At 42.1% G+C, this 15,357-nt stretch carries 14 protein-coding genes and 1 pseudogene; 14 read left to right on the top strand and 1 reads right to left on the bottom strand.

The features are described 5' to 3' along the window. The first annotated feature begins 56 nt into the window (after positions 1-56). From MHH25_RS17440 to MHH25_RS17420, 5 genes are all read left to right on the top strand, one after another. Positions 57-608 carry a CGNR zinc finger domain-containing protein gene (locus MHH25_RS17440; RefSeq protein ID WP_340017665.1) on the top strand — a complete coding sequence of 184 codons (552 nt, stop codon included), beginning with the start codon at positions 57-59 and terminating at the stop codon, positions 606-608. A gap of 111 nt (positions 609-719) precedes the next feature. Next, a complete protein-coding gene (locus MHH25_RS17435; RefSeq protein ID WP_340017664.1) occupies positions 720-2,099 on the top strand; it encodes an amidohydrolase family protein in 1,380 nt (459 codons plus the stop codon). Between the two features lie 521 nt (positions 2,100-2,620). Continuing rightward, positions 2,621-4,057 (top strand): amino acid permease, encoded by a 1,437-nt coding sequence (locus tag MHH25_RS17430; RefSeq protein ID WP_340017663.1) that lies wholly within the window; start codon positions 2,621-2,623, stop codon positions 4,055-4,057. Positions 4,058-4,316: 259 nt separating this feature from the next. Then, complete coding sequence (locus tag MHH25_RS17425) at positions 4,317-5,396, top strand: hypothetical protein (protein WP_340017662.1); 1,080 nt, start codon at positions 4,317-4,319, stop codon at positions 5,394-5,396. A gap of 46 nt (positions 5,397-5,442) precedes the next feature. Next, positions 5,443-6,363 carry a tyrosine-type recombinase/integrase gene (locus MHH25_RS17420; protein WP_340017661.1) on the top strand — a complete coding sequence of 307 codons (921 nt, stop codon included), beginning with the start codon at positions 5,443-5,445 and terminating at the stop codon, positions 6,361-6,363. A 272-nt stretch (positions 6,364-6,635) separates the two neighbouring features. Here MHH25_RS17420 and MHH25_RS17415 read toward each other — a convergent pair whose 3' ends face one another. Next, positions 6,636-7,565, bottom strand: coding sequence for an L-lactate dehydrogenase (locus MHH25_RS17415; RefSeq protein ID WP_036613729.1), 930 nt, complete (start codon positions 7,563-7,565; stop codon positions 6,636-6,638). A 337-nt stretch (positions 7,566-7,902) separates the two neighbouring features. On the opposite strand from MHH25_RS17415, the gene MHH25_RS17410 reads away from it, so the two are divergent. From MHH25_RS17410 to MHH25_RS17370, 9 genes and pseudogenes are all read left to right on the top strand, one after another. Further along, a complete protein-coding gene (locus MHH25_RS17410; protein WP_340017660.1) occupies positions 7,903-9,180 on the top strand; it encodes a YCF48-related protein in 1,278 nt (425 codons plus the stop codon). A 146-nt stretch (positions 9,181-9,326) separates the two neighbouring features. Continuing rightward, positions 9,327-9,536 (top strand): hypothetical protein, encoded by a 210-nt coding sequence (locus MHH25_RS17405; RefSeq protein ID WP_076328558.1) that lies wholly within the window; start codon positions 9,327-9,329, stop codon positions 9,534-9,536. A 228-nt stretch (positions 9,537-9,764) separates the two neighbouring features. Then, positions 9,765-10,244 carry a DUF1643 domain-containing protein gene (locus MHH25_RS17400; RefSeq protein WP_076328559.1) on the top strand — a complete coding sequence of 160 codons (480 nt, stop codon included), beginning with the start codon at positions 9,765-9,767 and terminating at the stop codon, positions 10,242-10,244. Positions 10,245-10,312: 68 nt separating this feature from the next. Next, positions 10,313-10,780 (top strand): hypothetical protein, encoded by a 468-nt coding sequence (locus MHH25_RS17395; RefSeq protein ID WP_245838228.1) that lies wholly within the window; start codon positions 10,313-10,315, stop codon positions 10,778-10,780. A gap of 9 nt (positions 10,781-10,789) precedes the next feature. Then, positions 10,790-11,251 (top strand): annotated as a pseudogene (locus tag MHH25_RS17390) (class I SAM-dependent methyltransferase). 22 nt (positions 11,252-11,273) lie between these two features. Continuing rightward, entirely contained in the window at positions 11,274-13,067 is a 1,794-nt protein-coding gene (locus MHH25_RS17385) for a serine hydrolase domain-containing protein (protein WP_340017659.1), read from the top strand. A gap of 61 nt (positions 13,068-13,128) precedes the next feature. Beyond that, the gene (locus MHH25_RS17380; RefSeq protein WP_340017658.1) at positions 13,129-13,908 is read left to right on the top strand and encodes a phosphotransferase; all 780 of its coding nucleotides are present in this window, start codon (positions 13,129-13,131) and stop codon (positions 13,906-13,908) included. A gap of 207 nt (positions 13,909-14,115) precedes the next feature. After that, the gene (locus tag MHH25_RS17375) at positions 14,116-14,760 is read left to right on the top strand and encodes an SMI1/KNR4 family protein (RefSeq protein WP_340017657.1); all 645 of its coding nucleotides are present in this window, start codon (positions 14,116-14,118) and stop codon (positions 14,758-14,760) included. Further along, positions 14,757-15,182: an NUDIX hydrolase gene (locus tag MHH25_RS17370; protein WP_340017656.1), complete on the top strand. Its 426-nt coding sequence runs from the start codon at positions 14,757-14,759 to the stop codon at positions 15,180-15,182. The genes MHH25_RS17375 and MHH25_RS17370 overlap by 4 nt, the downstream gene beginning before the upstream one ends. The last annotated feature ends 175 nt before the right edge of the window (positions 15,183-15,357 follow it).

Genomic DNA, 15,357 nt, shown 5'->3' with positions numbered 1-15,357 from the left:
AAGATGAGTTGTAACCTTCTTTATTTACTTAGATGGTTACATAAACGGAGGTATATATGGACAGATTATGGACCGATTTTGTAAACAGCGATTATCATGACTGGCGTGGGGGAGATAGATCGGAGGACAGGCTCGGGAAGGCGAGCTGGCAGCAAGATTTTCTGGAACGATGGCAACTTAACGCTCCTGTCCCTGCATCTCCAGAAGATGAGTTGTCGATGAGAAATTTCAGAAATGAATTGTTGGCTCTTGGAGCCCGCGTGTCTTCTGGAGCATCATTAACGGATATAGAAAAACAATGGTTGAATGGCTTTATGGAAGCAGGGCATGTGAGAAGAAAATTGAATACAATTGATCAGGAACTGAAACTCCAACTGGTAGCAGTAGAAGCTCATTGGAATCAGGTTATGGCTGAAGTAGCTGCTGATTTTGCTTTGACTTTGGTGGAGGGAGAAGGGGGCAGGATTCGGATCTGTGATAATTCGGATTGTCGCTGGATGTTCTATGATGATACCCGAAGCAGAACACAGAAGTACTGTGATGATAAGATGTGTGGCAATCTGATGAAGGTTAGAAGATTTCGGGCGAAACGCAAATCCCAAAATTGATAAATACTAACAATAACTATATAATGTATATATACTAGCGAAAAAATAGTCAGAAGCAGTACAGATTCGTAAGCAGGATGTGATCGTCTTTCAAACCAAAATAGATGGGAGATGTTTCTTGTGCGGACAAGTTATCTGTTGAAAAATGGCTGTGTGTTGTCGATGGATGCTAAAATTGGACAGTATAAGAGGGCGGACGTTCTGATTCAGGATTCACTGATCATGGCTATTCAGCCCGACCTGGATATTCCGGATGCGGAGATCATTGATGCTTCATCGATGATTATTATGCCTGGGCTGGTGGACACACATCGGCATATGTGGGAATCACTTGTCAAAACAGCGGGAACCAACTGGTCGTTACCAGTTTATTTGCAAAATCTCTATTATGGTGCGATGGGAAGCAAGCTCCGCCCACAAGATAGTTATATTGCCAATCTGCTCGGTTCCTTGGAAGCGCTTAACGCAGGAGTGACGACAGTAATGGATTGGAGCATGCCATATTCCCCTGACCATACGGATGAACTGATTCGTGGACTTCAGGATGCTGGCATTCGGGCGGTATTTGCTCAAGGAGTACCTGGTGAGACGGACTACTGGAATCGGGATAGTCAACTCACGTATTCGAATAATGATGTGAGAAGAGTCAAAGAACGTTATTTTTCATCACGGGATCAATTGCTTACTTATGGGCTTGCCATTCGTGGTCCGGAGTTCAGTCATTGGGATACAACCGTGAAAGAGATCGAGCTAGCACAAGAACTGGATGCGATCTGTTCCATGCATGCCGGATTTGGCAGTTGGGGATCTGTGGATCGCTCGATCAGTCACTTGTACGAAGCGGGACTGTTAAGTCCACGGGTGAATATCGTTCATGGTAACACCATGGGCATGGATGAATACAAAATGCTGGCAGATAGCGGCGCTTCCTTGTCGGTCACACCTGAGGTTGAAATGATGATGGGTCATGGATATCCGGCCACCGGCTATTTTCTTGAACATGGGGGAACACCTACACTTGGTGTAGATGTAGTGACGTCTACAGGCGGAGATATGTTCTCGCAGATGAAGTTTGCACTTCAAGCTGAACGATCCAGAGCCAATGAACAACTTTTGCAGCAGGGTGAGATGCCTGGTGAGTTGAACTTGCAGTCCAGCCAAGTGCTGAGATTTGCAACTTCAGCTGGTGCCCAAGCGTTGGGATTGGAGCAGAAGGTGGGTACGTTGACCCCAGGGAAGGAAGCGGATCTGATCATGATTCGCACCACCGATCTGAATATGTTCCCCGTTCATGATCCAATCGGCGCTGTTGTGCAATTTGCCAATCCATCCAACGTGGATACGGTCTTTGTGGCAGGTAGACTCGTGAAGCGAGAGGGTAAGCTGTTGAATGTTGATCTGGATGCGATTCGTCATGCGGCGATGCAGAGCAAAGATTATTTGTTAACCCAATACAGGATGTCAGATACAGAGAGAATTGCTTTCTCATAATTTACTTTTTCATAAAAACCTGAAATGAAGTCAGTTCGTATTTTTATATACACCTCTACCTATAGTAAGAAATAAAGGGCCGCATAATGATATGTGGCTCTTTGACATGCCCTTCATATCGTCGAATTAGACAGGATAAGGGAGGAAGGGACAGCGAAAAAAGACGAAAAGAGCTCTCTTTTTCTTAACTTCAGATAACAGTGTACCAAAGATGTTTTTCGCAGAAAATTATGCTCATAAAAACTGCGCATAATATAAATTATACGCAGTTTTGTTTTAAATCCATTTTCATATTCATCCACGTGCAACAGATCATGATAAATTTCGCGGAAAAAGAACAAAATAAGTGATCTTCAAAAATAAATTTAACCAAGCAACGCGATAACGTGTAGAATTCGATAGGTTTTTATAGGTGATCGATAAGATAGAACAAATGACTTTTTCATAGAACAGATGGGAAGCCATCCAATTGCTGCTACATCCATAGCACATTCAAGATTCATGACGAGAGGAACATGACTATGCGTGAGAACAAACAACGATCTTCATTATTTCGCAAAAAACCAATTGCCTCGGACGGCGATAACAGCAGTGCATTGAAAAGGGCGCTCGGTCCGTTGGACTTAACCACACTTGGGGTGGGTGCCATTATCGGCACAGGGATTTTTGTGTTGACTGGTGTAGCTGCCGCAACGTATGCCGGCCCGGGCCTTGTACTGTCATTTTTGCTGGCAGGTATCATATGTGCATTCGCGGCATTATGTTACTCGGAATTCGCATCAAGCATACCGGCCTCGGGTAGTGCGTACACGTATAGCTATACGGCTTTTGGCGAAGTGATTGCCTGGATTCTGGGATGGGATTTGATATTAGAGTATGGATTCGCAAGTGCGGCGGTAGCCAGTGGGTGGTCTGGATACTTTCAAACGTTGTTGTCCGGATTCGGGCTGGAGTTACCACATGCACTGACGAGTGCGTTCAGCCCGGAAAAGGGAACTTATTTTGACCTCACGGCTGCTGTCATTACGTTAATTATCACTTTCCTACTTACCCGAGGGGTGAAGGAGGCGGCTCGTGCGAATGGCATCATGGTAGCGATTAAAATTATCGTGGTGCTGATCTTCATTGGTGTAGGTGTTTTCTATGTAGAGCCAACTAACTGGCAGCCATTTTTGCCTTTTGGTATCTCAGGTGTAACAGCTGGAGCAGCAACCGTATTTTTTGCTTACATCGGATTTGATGCGGTCTCCACAGCGGCAGAAGAAGTTAAGCAGCCACAACGGGATTTGCCGATTGGAATTATTGCGTCACTGGCAATCTGTACCGTTCTCTACATTGTTGTATCATTGATCCTCACAGGGATTGTGCCTTATAACATGTTGAATGTAAGTGATCCGGTTGCGTTTGCATTTGAATTTGTTCAATTGAAGGGATTGTCCTGGATTGTATCTCTTGGAGCGATTGCCGGCATTACGACCGTATTGCTGGTCATGATGTATGGTCAGACACGTCTGCTCTATTCCATGTCTCGTGACGGATTGCTGTCTCCGGTCTTTTCCAAAGTTAGTGGCAAGAGTCAGACACCTGCGGTAGGGACATGGGTTGCAGGCATTATCGTGGCTCTGTTCTCCGGGTTCATCTCGTTGGGACATTTGGCGGAGCTTACGAACATCGGAACGTTGTTTGCTTTTGCAGTTGTAAGTCTGGGCATTATCGTATTGCGTAAAAATAACCCGGATCTCAAACGCGGATTTCGCGTTCCACTTGTGCCACTGATTCCGATTCTGAGTGCATTGGGTTGTGTATACTTAATGACACGCCTTGCAGCGCTGACATGGATTACGTTTTTTGCTTGGTTGATCATCGGATTAATTATCTACTTTGCGTATGGAAGGCATTACAGTCATCTGAATCCGGCACGCGGGATCTCGAGTGCTTTCAGAGCAAAGGATAAATAGATTAGTCGAGAACATCTTTAACCGAGAATATCTTCATTTTTCCTCATTTCGTATCGCTTAGGCGAAGCGGGATGGGGATTTTTTTATATAGAAAGATAAAGGATGATAACAGCAGGGGAAGGTTGGGATTTTCTTCATATATGGGTAAGTAATAAGGGACGTGACGAACTTAATCACGGGGGCGGGGTTGCGGCTAAGCCAAATATGAAATATATTTGGGGATGTGACATGCCATCAGACATAAGAGAGGGGATGTATCATGAACACACCATTACATACGAATTCAGATCATCAAAATGCAGCTTTTGGATTTGCATTAGCTGACTCATCCGTACTTGCAGAGGCGCAATTAATTGTTTCACAATTAGGAGGTGCAGGTGACCTACAGTTAGATATTGATCCGCAGCGTCTTCTGAAGGATGGACGTAAGGTATCTGTCATTGCACAACAGTTGGATTCACCGGTCAATCGTCAGGATGCCAATATCATCTATGGTCAGGAGCTGGCATACGTGCAGTATGCTGTTAACCTGAAACCGGATAGTTCAATCTCCATTGTATCTATTGAAGGCGTTGAACATTCTGTTAATCTTGGTTGGGCAGCATTTACAGAGGGGGAATACGAACTTCGAATCTCCCTGCATATGAAAACACCTCGTATTGCTGAAGGTACACTCGAACCTGAACAACTTGCAATGGTTAAGTATGCGCAAGTTATCACCGTATATATATCGCTTTTCCCGGCAGAAGCAGCGTCGTTGAGTTCACCATCTCAAGCTGTGTGGAGCAGAAACCATCATGTGTTTGACTCCTACGGGAGAGGAGGATTTATTCTCGCTGACCTGCCTCGACTCGCTGAACGCGTAGAGGCACTGATGGGACCGGGTAACCATAATCTGATCGAGCAATTTGCCGAAGGGAATCTGTCAGATACGTTGCTGGAAGAGGGGCTGATGGCAATTGCCTGGGGCGTGACTCCGTGGTGTTATTCACTCTATTCTGCACCAGATGAGCAGTCTGCTCGAATACTCGCCGTGGACAAGCTGGGCGATGAACCTGAACGGCAAGGGATCTACCGTATTGATCCGTCCATTCAGCAGTTAAGTATCGTACCTGCGAATGAGCTGGCTTATTGGCCTGCCTGTGTTCAGAACGATTGGCCTGTCATTGATGTGGCGGGTGAAGGCGAGACGTTGCACATGAATTTGTATACTCAGATCTGTGAATCCGTGAATGGGTTGCACGAGAATCCATTGCCATCGTTTGTACTTACTCGCAGTCAAGGCAAACCCGAAGCGATCATTCCGCTAATTGACGTTGTCATTGTGGATGAAGCATAGAGCACTATTCAACTTATAAAGAACCGAATTGAGGTGACGTAGACAGATGATGACCGAGGAGATTCAGGAGCAATATGCGGACGAGCTAGAAGCTTTTCACATATGGATGAAGGACGCCGGATATACAGGCCATACGGTAAAATCATACACGGGTGACGTGGTGGAATTTCTGATCTCCATTCAAGGGAAGTCACTGGAGCAGGTCAAAAAGCTGCATGTGTTGTCTTTTCTGTCCCGCGCGCGGGAGCGTGGGGTTAGTGATGCCACGAGAAATCGCAAACATGCGGCGGTGAACTGTTTTTACAAGTCCCTCATTGAACTCGAATTGTTAACGAATAATCCGGCGTTTGGGATCAAAAAATCCAAAACCGAGAAAAACCGTGCGCCCGTTTTCCTTGATGAAAGTGGGCTGACACGTTTTCTGGAGTCGGTAGAAGGCAAGTATCGTACACGTAATCTGGCTGTTTTTCTACTGATGGGGTATATGGGATTACGGGTTGGAGAAGTGCATGCGTTGGATTGCAAAGACTATAATGCGGAGCGGCGTACATTAGATGTATTTGGTAAAGGTCGTAAATGGCGCTCACTCCCTGTACCGGAGACTGTGGCAAAAGTATTATCTCAAGCGATGGCTGAGCGTCTCGATCCTTGGCGGCCAAAAGAGGAAGCACTATTTGTCTCGCAGAAAGGGAAGCGACTGTCGATTCGCAGCATCCAGCTCATATCTACGGAAACCTTTGAACGCTTCCAGCAGGAATCACCAGCCAATCAACGTCAAAACTACTCCAGTCATAAGCTGCGTCACTCGTTCGCGACCATGATGTTACGGCGTGGAGCCGATCTGCGTACCGTGCAGGAGCTACTTGGTCATGCATCGATTCAAACAACAACCGTGTACACACACGTCACCAGTAGGGAGAAAGAAGAGGCTATGGCTTTGCTGGACGTTAAACTTCCGTCATATTAGAAGTGAAAAGCTAATATTTAACCCGAAAAGGAGTCTGTCCAAGTGACAGGCTTTTTTTGTTATTGATTTGGATGGCGGATATTTAAACATAATTAATATTATGTAAACTAATATCTGAAATCTAAATAGGCCTATAATAGAAATTAAACAAAAGAACCATTCGCCTCTTCTCTTTAGAAGAAACAAATGGCCCTTTTGGCTAAGACAGATATCTTAATTTACAACTTTTAACGTGCTGAATCGTTCACGATATGAATGATTGCGCGATTGAATTACTCGAGTCCAGCGATCTGTTCTTTTAATTTGTTAGCAGAAGCCTGGAAAGCCACTTTTTCGGTTTCATTCAACGGAAGAGGCAGAATTTCGCGCACACCGTTACGATCGACAACACATGGAACACCCAGATAAACATCCGATACACCATTGTAGTCTTCAAGGTAAGTGGATACGTTCAGAACGGAGCCTTCGTTGCCGAGAATTGCAGCTACAATGCGGTCCAGAGCAAGGGCGATTGCATAGGAAGTCGCTCCTTTGGCATTAATAATCTCATACGCTGCATTTTTGGTACGGTCGAAGATATCCTGTTGTGTTTCTTCATCCAATTCCAGATCTGTTCCTGCAACGTTAGCCAGGCTCCATACTGGTACTTCGGAATCTCCATGCTCACCAATAATGTGTGCGTGAATACTACGCGGGTCGATCCCTTTATTTTTACCAATCAGGTAACGGAAACGTGCGCTATCGAGCAATGTACCTGAACCGATGACACGGGAAGCAGGCCATCCGCTTTGTTTCCATGAAGTATAGGACAAAATATCTACAGGATTGGTTGCAATCAGCAAAATACCATGAGAATTCACTTCAGTAATACGCTCGATAATATCTTTGAAAATGCTTGCATTTTTCTTCAGCAGATCAATCCGGGTTTCGCCCGGCTTCTGGGAAGCGCCGGCTGTAATAATAATGATATCTGCATCTTTGCAGTCGGAATAATCGCCAGCCCATACTTTCACGCCTCCCGTAAATGGAAGACCGTGGTTCATATCCAGCATTTCGCCGGTTGCTTTATCATGATTCACATCCACAAATACCAACTCGGACGAACGCTGTCTCAACATTAGCGTGTATCCCGTTGTTGTTCCCACCGCACCCATGCCTACAATCACGACACGACTTGGTTTCAGAGCTGCACTATTTGTCATGTTCAATATCCTCTCCTTTTTGGGTTATACTCCCATCCATATTAAGGGATTAGAGAATATAAAGCGAGTGTTGTCTATAAAATAGTTCACATTTCATGTCTTTTTACCAAGTATTCCGTCGAAAAACAGTTTAGAATGAAATTAATGGTAATAAATGTGCGACCTATAGCCCAGAGTATGAGTTGGAAAAAGGGAACGGGCCAACCAAGAGTGGGCAATGAGCCTTTTACATAAGGTTTGTGGTAGAATAGGAGCAGTGGATTCTGATGAATCGTAAATAAAACGCCATAGGACAGGCATGCGCGCCTGTATATTGGATGAGAGAGGTGGAACCCACTTGCGTTTGCAATGGATTAAAATCGCGCAGACAGCATTGCTGTCTATAGGTATAGCAGCTGTATTGGCTGCATGCACCGACTCAGATCAACCTCCGGTAGCAGAACCTCCGCAGCAGCAGGAGGACGCCGGGAATACAGGGCAGACATTAACTGTCGTTCCCCCTGTGAACAGTACAGAATCTGCAGATATGGCCAAGTACCAAATACAGACCCGTTTGACCGATTTTCAGTTGCTCAATGACAACGGAGGATTGGCGTGGGGTGTGACGCGGAATGCGCTGCGCCTGTACTACACTCAGGATCAGGGAAAGACCTGGACCAATATTTCACCTTCGGAAAATGTACAGTTTCCGGCTAACCCTAAATATGGACAAAGCATTTATTTTGTAGATCGTGCGCACGGTTGGATTGTTCGTGAAGGTATGGGTGGAACAGATACTATGGTGCTTCGCACCAATAATGGGGGCGTAACTTGGAGTCTGTCTTCTCTTTCCAAGACGGATAAAGTGACTGCGATCTCATTTGTATCTCCTGAAAAAGGCTGGATTCTCACTACGGTCGATACCGCTATTGGTAAACAGGACAAGAAACTTTACTTCACCGAGGACGGTGGAATCACCTGGAATCGGATGTCATCCAGTGATGAAGAGGGCAAACAGGAAGCAGAAGAGATTTCCAAACGTGGATACACCACGGGCATGACTTTCTCGGATCCAAAACATGGTTTCTTAACAGCGCTGGAGTTCGGCACACCGAAGTTGTATGTAACATCAGACGGCGGAGAAAACTGGAATACTGGACCATCCTTCTTTGATCGAAACAAATTCAACGGGTGTGGTAATTTCAGTGTTAGTTCACCACAATTTTTTGGACGTGAAGCGCAGTCAGCCTGGATGTCAATGTCCTGTTCTCAAGGAGAGAGCACAACATTCAATGGATTCTTTACCACCGATGGCGGTAAGAGCTGGAAGCTGTCCAATTTCACTTTAAACAAACAAACGGGTCCGAATCGTAACCTTTCACCGGTATTTTTGAACGCGTTGGAAGGTTGGGCGATGCAAAAGGGCATAACCTACCACACCAAGGATGCGGGCAAAACGTGGAGTGCTCTTCCTGCAAGCAGTGTACTGGAGAAAATTCTCGAAGATTATCCGGAGATTGTGAAGATGCAGATGGTTACCCCCAAGCTTGGCTGGATATTGGTTGAAAATACAGATGCCAAAAGATCGTTGTTATTGCAAACGGTAGATGGCGGTGTACATTGGAAAGTACTCTAAAGTAGAGTGTTATCGATGTGAATAGATAGGAGAATGGAGAGGAGCCTAAGGGTTCCTTTCTTTTTTTGCTTAGTTTGTGAAATAAATCACAAATAAATCCACTAGAAGGTGATATATTTAACTCAACAAGAGAAGGAGTGATGAAGATGAGAACCAACGGTCAAACTCAATTCACGCAGGCGGATGAATTAACCAGATATATGCTTCAATTATGCTACACATGTGACGATGCGAATCGTTGTACGACAGAGGAAGCAGTGAAGGCTTGCATGGCAGAACACGCACAGGCAGACCAGCCCGAACCAGCCGAAGGCGGAGAAGTAACTCGCGGGTTTATGGATCAAATGTACGCTTAGGCTAATGATACACGGATCAATCACGGAGAACGCTCCTGCGGGAGGGTTCTTTTTGATTTGGAGAGAAATGTATACGCTTCAAATTCACTTCGCAAATATTGCAGCATGGGTTATTATAGAAATAATTAAGGTGAATTACTCAAAATGTGGAATTAAAGAAGCGCGCTAGAAATTGTTGCTGTAAAGAGTTCGAAATATATTTCAAAAAAACAAAGGAAGGTGAAATTAATGCAGCTCAGTGCTACATTTGACCCAGAAAAAAAATACAGATATCTGCTAACTAGAGAGTGGGATGTTACTCTACCTAAACTATTGTACATAATGTTGAATCCTAGTACTGCAGATGAAGTTTCTGAGGATCAAACTTCAAGACAGTGTCTATATTTTGCAAACAAATTTCAATATGGTTCATTTGAAGTAGTTAATCTTTATAGTCTGATATCAACTGATCCTAAAGGACTGAAACAATCATTAGTAGATCCTATAGGACATAAAACTGATCAATATATTATTGAAGCATCACTGAGAGCTAACAGAGTGATTATAGCGTGGGGTGAAAAACACTTTTTTAATCAAAGAGATAAACAAGTGATAGAAATGTTAAGAAGCAAAGACATTAATTTGTACTGTTTGAAAATGGCTAAGTCTGGTCATCCGAGACATCCTTCAAGGCTTGCACATGATATAGAAGATTTAATTTTATTTTAAGGGATTATTATATGTAGCCTTTGTGTATAAGTATATGAACTTTGAATAAATTAGTAGAGGGAGAATGTATGAAAATCACTTTAGAAATGAGTAAAATGGCTTATCAAATAGCAAAAAAGGTATATTCAGAACAACTTACAAGAAATGAAGGGAAAATACAAATTAATAGAAAAACAGGAATGAATGAAGGATCAGCACAAGCATTTATAACGATATTTTTTGCGATGATGAACGGAGAAGTATACAAGAGGGCCTTTAATAATGAAACCAATAGATTTTTATTTGAAAGTATAAAAAGAGATTTTGGAAAAAAGTATTTTATACACGCTTTAAACGCATCTCAATTGCATGTGAATTATTATTCAACATTACGTAAAGGGAATCTTTCAGGTCTTCAAAATATAATAAATGAAATGAATCTAGTTATTATGAAGGACCAAAACATGGAAAAGAATTCTGTAGATAGAACCAATATGATTGGCGGTAATCAGGTCACTGCGACCTCGGCCGACATGGATAAACGTAGTATTCATTAAACCAATGGCTTGTTTTGGGGTACTGAAGGAAATGATGTTTTAGGAGCGATAGCACTTCCGCCCTATGGAGCGTTTGTCTCCGAAGAAAAGCACCATCTTTTAGAGATATTTCGGAAAAGAAGATATTAGAAATAGGCTGTGGGAGCGGCCAATCCTTACGGTATTTGGAAGAACGTCAAGCGAGTGTACTATGGGGGACAGATTTATCAGAAATCAAATTGAAAAGAAACAACAGCTTCTGTCATCCTATGGCCTTTCAGCTTTTCTCCAGATTGCTTCCTACCTCAAGAAGGACGGTCTATTTATCTTCAGTTGGTCTCATCCTATCCACAAATGTGTTGCTGCAGAAAAGGATAGAATTGTTTTTAAAAAATGTTACTTTGATAATTGATGCGACTGCAAAATGATGATTTTGCCAATAAAGCAAAGATGCTCCCTGCAACCTATGTGATAAAGGCACGAAAACTATAGTAGAACAATAAGGGGATAGCTAATGAAGATTAATCGAAAATATTACTATGTTAATAAAGTAATTGCTTGTGTTCTGATACTTGCATTCATCATTACGACATGTGCGGTACCTGTAAACGCTGAGGTAGAGAATGTAGAGACTACGCCCTCCAGAATTGCGTTGTCGTCGTTAGAGGAAACGATTGATTCATATGTGGCCTCGAATCAGAAGAATACCGCTGCCGTTTCGGTTGTAGCTATCAAGAACGGTGAGACTATTGTGAATAAGGCCTATGGATACGCAGATCTTGAGCAACAGAGAAAGGCAGACACCTCTACTGTATTTGAATGGGGTTCAACTTCTAAACTATTGGTCTGGACGAGTGTTATGCAGCTTGTAGAACAGGGAAAGCTTGATTTGGATACTGATATTCAGGACTATTTGCCGGAAGGATTTCTAAAGAAGCTTGAATACGATGCTCCCATTACCCTAATGAACCTTATGCATCATAACGCAGGATGGGAGGATAGATTGATCGATTTATGGTATTCATCCGAGAGTGATATTGTGGAATTAGGTGAAGCTTTACAAAAATTTGAACCAAGGCAGATCAATAAACCTGGGAGTGTTGTTGCTTATTCAAACTATGGTACGGCTATGGCTGCTTACATCGTTGAATTACAAAGCGGACAACACTTTTACAAATATATCAACGAACATATATTTAAACCACTGAACATGAAAGACACATCGATTCACCCGTCACAGTATGATAATCTAAACGTCTTGAAACGAAGAAATGAGATTCAAGGATACACTACGAATCTGAAACTAATTCCTAAGAACAGAACATACATAAGCTTATACCCTGCGGGGGGCGCCATTGGAACAGCAGAGGATGCAGCTAAATTTCTCGCAGCCTTGATGCCTGTGGATCGTAGCAATTTATTATTTGAGAACAAGGACACGTTAGACGAGATGCTGTCAACAAGTCTATATTACGATGGGACTTCTACTCCACGAATTGCACATGGCTTCTTTGAAGTAGATTACTGGGTGCCTGCATTAGAACACGCTGGAAGTACGGCGGGATTTTCAAGTAAATTTGTTTTTGACCCGGAGTCTAATTTTGGGTTAGTAGTCATGACAAACCAGTCAAATGAAATGGCTTATAACGTTGGTCTTGTCCAGAAGGTGTTTGGAAGTAGTTTCAGCACGAATTCAGTTGAATCTGAGAGTGGAGGATATTATCTGCCTGCGCGACGGGTCGTTTCCGGTTTTACGAAGGCGTATTCAATGTTAAGTCTGCAGAAGTATACAACATTTGACCTTAGTAACTTTGCAAATGTTGTTGAGAGTAACGGTGCTATTGAGAAGGTCTCCATCCCTTATAATGACTTTTTGCCCGTATCCAACTTAACGATAACCTTGATCAAAGCATCTTTTATCGCTCTTGCAATAGCGATTCTGCTCAGTTTGAGAGCGATAATTGGCTATTTTATTCGGTTATCCAAATACAAATTAAAAAACTGGGAAAGGCCCGGTAGGGGATTTGATAAATATCATATGGTTATTAATATTGCCAGTATGGTATTCATTTTGAATACGATCCTATTGTTCATGCGCGCCTTAGGCTTCTCCCCCTATTCTTCATTGCGCATACATCTCATTTTGAACCTGGTTTATGTGATTCTAGCTGTGTCGTATCTTGTCTTGTCGTTCTACAAACTGCTGAAAAGAAGCTATAGTAAAAAGCAAAAGGCGGTATACATCATGTCTGGCATGTCGGCTTTCCTATTTGCTGCTTTTATTATGGGATGGGATTTATACTTTTAGAGCGGAATTATCGACGAGAACATGATCAGAAAGAGCATGAGATAGTAGAAAGGATAAAACTATGAACATTCAGGATCTCCCAATTGAAATAAAAGAACATATAGGGGAAGTCCAGAAAATCACTTTTCCTAAGCAAGGTCATACTTCTACTGTGGCTATACTGGATACGTTTGATCAAAAGTACATCATCAAGAAGACAGAAAACGATCTTTATAATGAATGGTTATCCGATGAATATAAGGTACTCCAATACCTTTACCATACGGGACTCCCTGTTCCAAAGGTGTATTCATTTCATACTGAGGACACATCGAGATGGCTTCTGATGGATTATATTGATGGAATAAGTTTAAGAGAATTTCTCTCTAAGATGCCTGACCTCCAAAGTAAAGAAAAAGCGATTTTCAACTTTGGGCTTTGTTTAAAGAAAATACATGAATGCACTTGTCCAGTTGAATTATTGAACAATGATAGTCCTTGGTTAGATACAATGCTTAGTAAAGCAGAATATAATCTAACTCACTTTGCTGTAGACGGATCAGCAGAACTACTTCAACAGTTGAAAGAAGCAAGACCAAAACCAATAGAGAACACTTTCATTCATGGAGATTTCACTATAGATAATGTGCTAGTTAATGATTGTAATATTGTTGGAGTTATTGACTGGGCAGGAGCAGCTTATGGCGATCCAAGATATGATGTAGCGTTAGCCATTAGACCGAAACATAATGCGTTTGATAATGAAAGAGATAGAGAAATCTTTTATAACGGGTATGGAAAGTTAAGAATAACGGATGAAGAATATAATTATTTTGAAGACGGGATATATAACTTCTTTTAGTCTGGCTAAAAGTCATGTTCTTTCAGATTAAAAAATGTTCCGTTTCAGTCATTGACTCTTGATCTGTTGAATGCATTAGAGAAGTAAGTTCACACGAACACAACCGCACGGACTATCCGCATTGCAACTAGCGATTGGGCTTAATTTGGAGGAAGTCGTGAACTCAAGACCGGCATACGATAACTTTAAGCAAAGGGATGAAATCTTATGGAATCTTCGGAAATCTTCAATATAGTTGAGTTAACTCTAGAGGGTTTGAAGAAAAGATTAGATAGTAATAATTCATTATTAATACAAGGTTCAACTGGTTATAGTGAGCCTGCAAGATTTACGTTTTATCCGGGTTCATCAAATCAGGAGATCGATTCTTTATTTGAAGAGTTAAATTTAGTTATTCCTTGGGACTATAAAGCTTTTTTACTAAATCATAATGGAGCAGATCTATTCGTGCATCCCTTTTATGGAGGGGGGATCCAATTGTATAGCTTAAACATGATTCGACAGGTATACATTGATTATGATTATGTTAGCATGATACCGCAGGGTTGGATTCCAATAGGTTCGGATAATGGAGATATGCTTTTTATAAATACGAATGAATGCATTGATAGATTTTCTAGCTATTTGTATTGGACTGAAATGTTGTTCGTTGATAGCGCAATTAAGGTGAATATGAATTTTGAGAGATGGTTTGAAAGACTGATTATATGTAATGGCGTGCATTTCTGGAATTGGAATAATGAAAATTCTGAACGTTATTATAGGCATTTACAAGGACACATTGAAAATGTGAATAACTATGATGGCAAGAACTATACGCTCGCTTTGTCAAAGAAGGAGTCGAATAAATGAGCCCTCCAAAACATATCTTATCTGCCGCTGCAATCGTGATCAACGAACAAAATGAATTATTACTTATTAGAGGACCACGAAGAGGATGGGAAATGCCAGGTGGTCAAGTGGAAGAAGGAGAATCTCTAAGTCAAGCTGCGATCAGAGAAACGAAAGAGGAGTCCGGAATCGACATTGAAATTATCAAATTCTGTGGAATATTTCAAAATATCGAGAATTCAATATGTAACACATTATTTCTAGCCAAACCAATAGGAGGAGAATTAATCACATCAACGGAGAGTTTAGAGTCTGGTTTCTTTCCGATCGAAGAAGCCATTTTAAAAGTCGAATGGAAAAACTTCAGAGAAAGAATAGAGTATTGCTTAAACCCTGAGATGCAACCTTTTTGCATTGAGTTCAGCGATAAGAATAATATTTAAAAGTTTCTGAGAAGGAAGTTCAATCATTGAAACGAGTCGATGTAAATCGTTGGAGGGAGAGAATAGATATCAAGACCAGACGAAATCTCTGAGATTGCATGGTTGGATATAACACAGGCAGATGAGCTTATGCCTTACTACAAGAATGGCTTTAAAAGCTTACTTAATGGCAATG

Origin of the sequence: Paenibacillus sp. FSL H3-0457 (genome assembly GCF_037981725.1) — a bacterium.
GTDB lineage: Bacteria > Bacillota > Bacilli > Paenibacillales > Paenibacillaceae > Paenibacillus > Paenibacillus amylolyticus.
The sequence above is the reverse complement of the archived record's forward strand: the minus strand, read 5'-3'. Positions and strand labels throughout refer to the sequence as shown.

Bases quoted from the DNA above. Each gene is read 5' to 3' on its own strand.
- MHH25_RS17435 (WP_340017664.1), top strand. From the start codon at position 720: ATGTTTCTTGTGCGGACAAGTTATCTGTTGAAAAATGGCTGTGTGTTG.
- MHH25_RS17430 (WP_340017663.1), top strand. From the start codon at position 2,621: ATGCGTGAGAACAAACAACGATCTTCATTATTTCGCAAAAAACCAATT.
- MHH25_RS17425 (WP_340017662.1), top strand. From the start codon at position 4,317: ATGAACACACCATTACATACGAATTCAGATCATCAAAATGCAGCTTTT.
- MHH25_RS17395 (WP_245838228.1), top strand. From the start codon at position 10,313: ATGAAAATCACTTTAGAAATGAGTAAAATGGCTTATCAAATAGCAAAA.
- MHH25_RS17405 (WP_076328558.1), top strand. From the start codon at position 9,327: ATGAGAACCAACGGTCAAACTCAATTCACGCAGGCGGATGAATTAACC.
- MHH25_RS17400 (WP_076328559.1), top strand. From the start codon at position 9,765: ATGCAGCTCAGTGCTACATTTGACCCAGAAAAAAAATACAGATATCTG.
- MHH25_RS17385 (WP_340017659.1), top strand. From the start codon at position 11,274: ATGAAGATTAATCGAAAATATTACTATGTTAATAAAGTAATTGCTTGT.
- MHH25_RS17380 (WP_340017658.1), top strand. From the start codon at position 13,129: ATGAACATTCAGGATCTCCCAATTGAAATAAAAGAACATATAGGGGAA.
- MHH25_RS17440 (WP_340017665.1), top strand. From the start codon at position 57: ATGGACAGATTATGGACCGATTTTGTAAACAGCGATTATCATGACTGG.
- MHH25_RS17415 (WP_036613729.1), bottom strand. From the start codon at position 7,565: ATGACAAATAGTGCAGCTCTGAAACCAAGTCGTGTCGTGATTGTAGGC.
- MHH25_RS17370 (WP_340017656.1), top strand. From the start codon at position 14,757: ATGAGCCCTCCAAAACATATCTTATCTGCCGCTGCAATCGTGATCAAC.
- MHH25_RS17375 (WP_340017657.1), top strand. From the start codon at position 14,116: ATGGAATCTTCGGAAATCTTCAATATAGTTGAGTTAACTCTAGAGGGT.
- MHH25_RS17420 (WP_340017661.1), top strand. From the start codon at position 5,443: ATGATGACCGAGGAGATTCAGGAGCAATATGCGGACGAGCTAGAAGCT.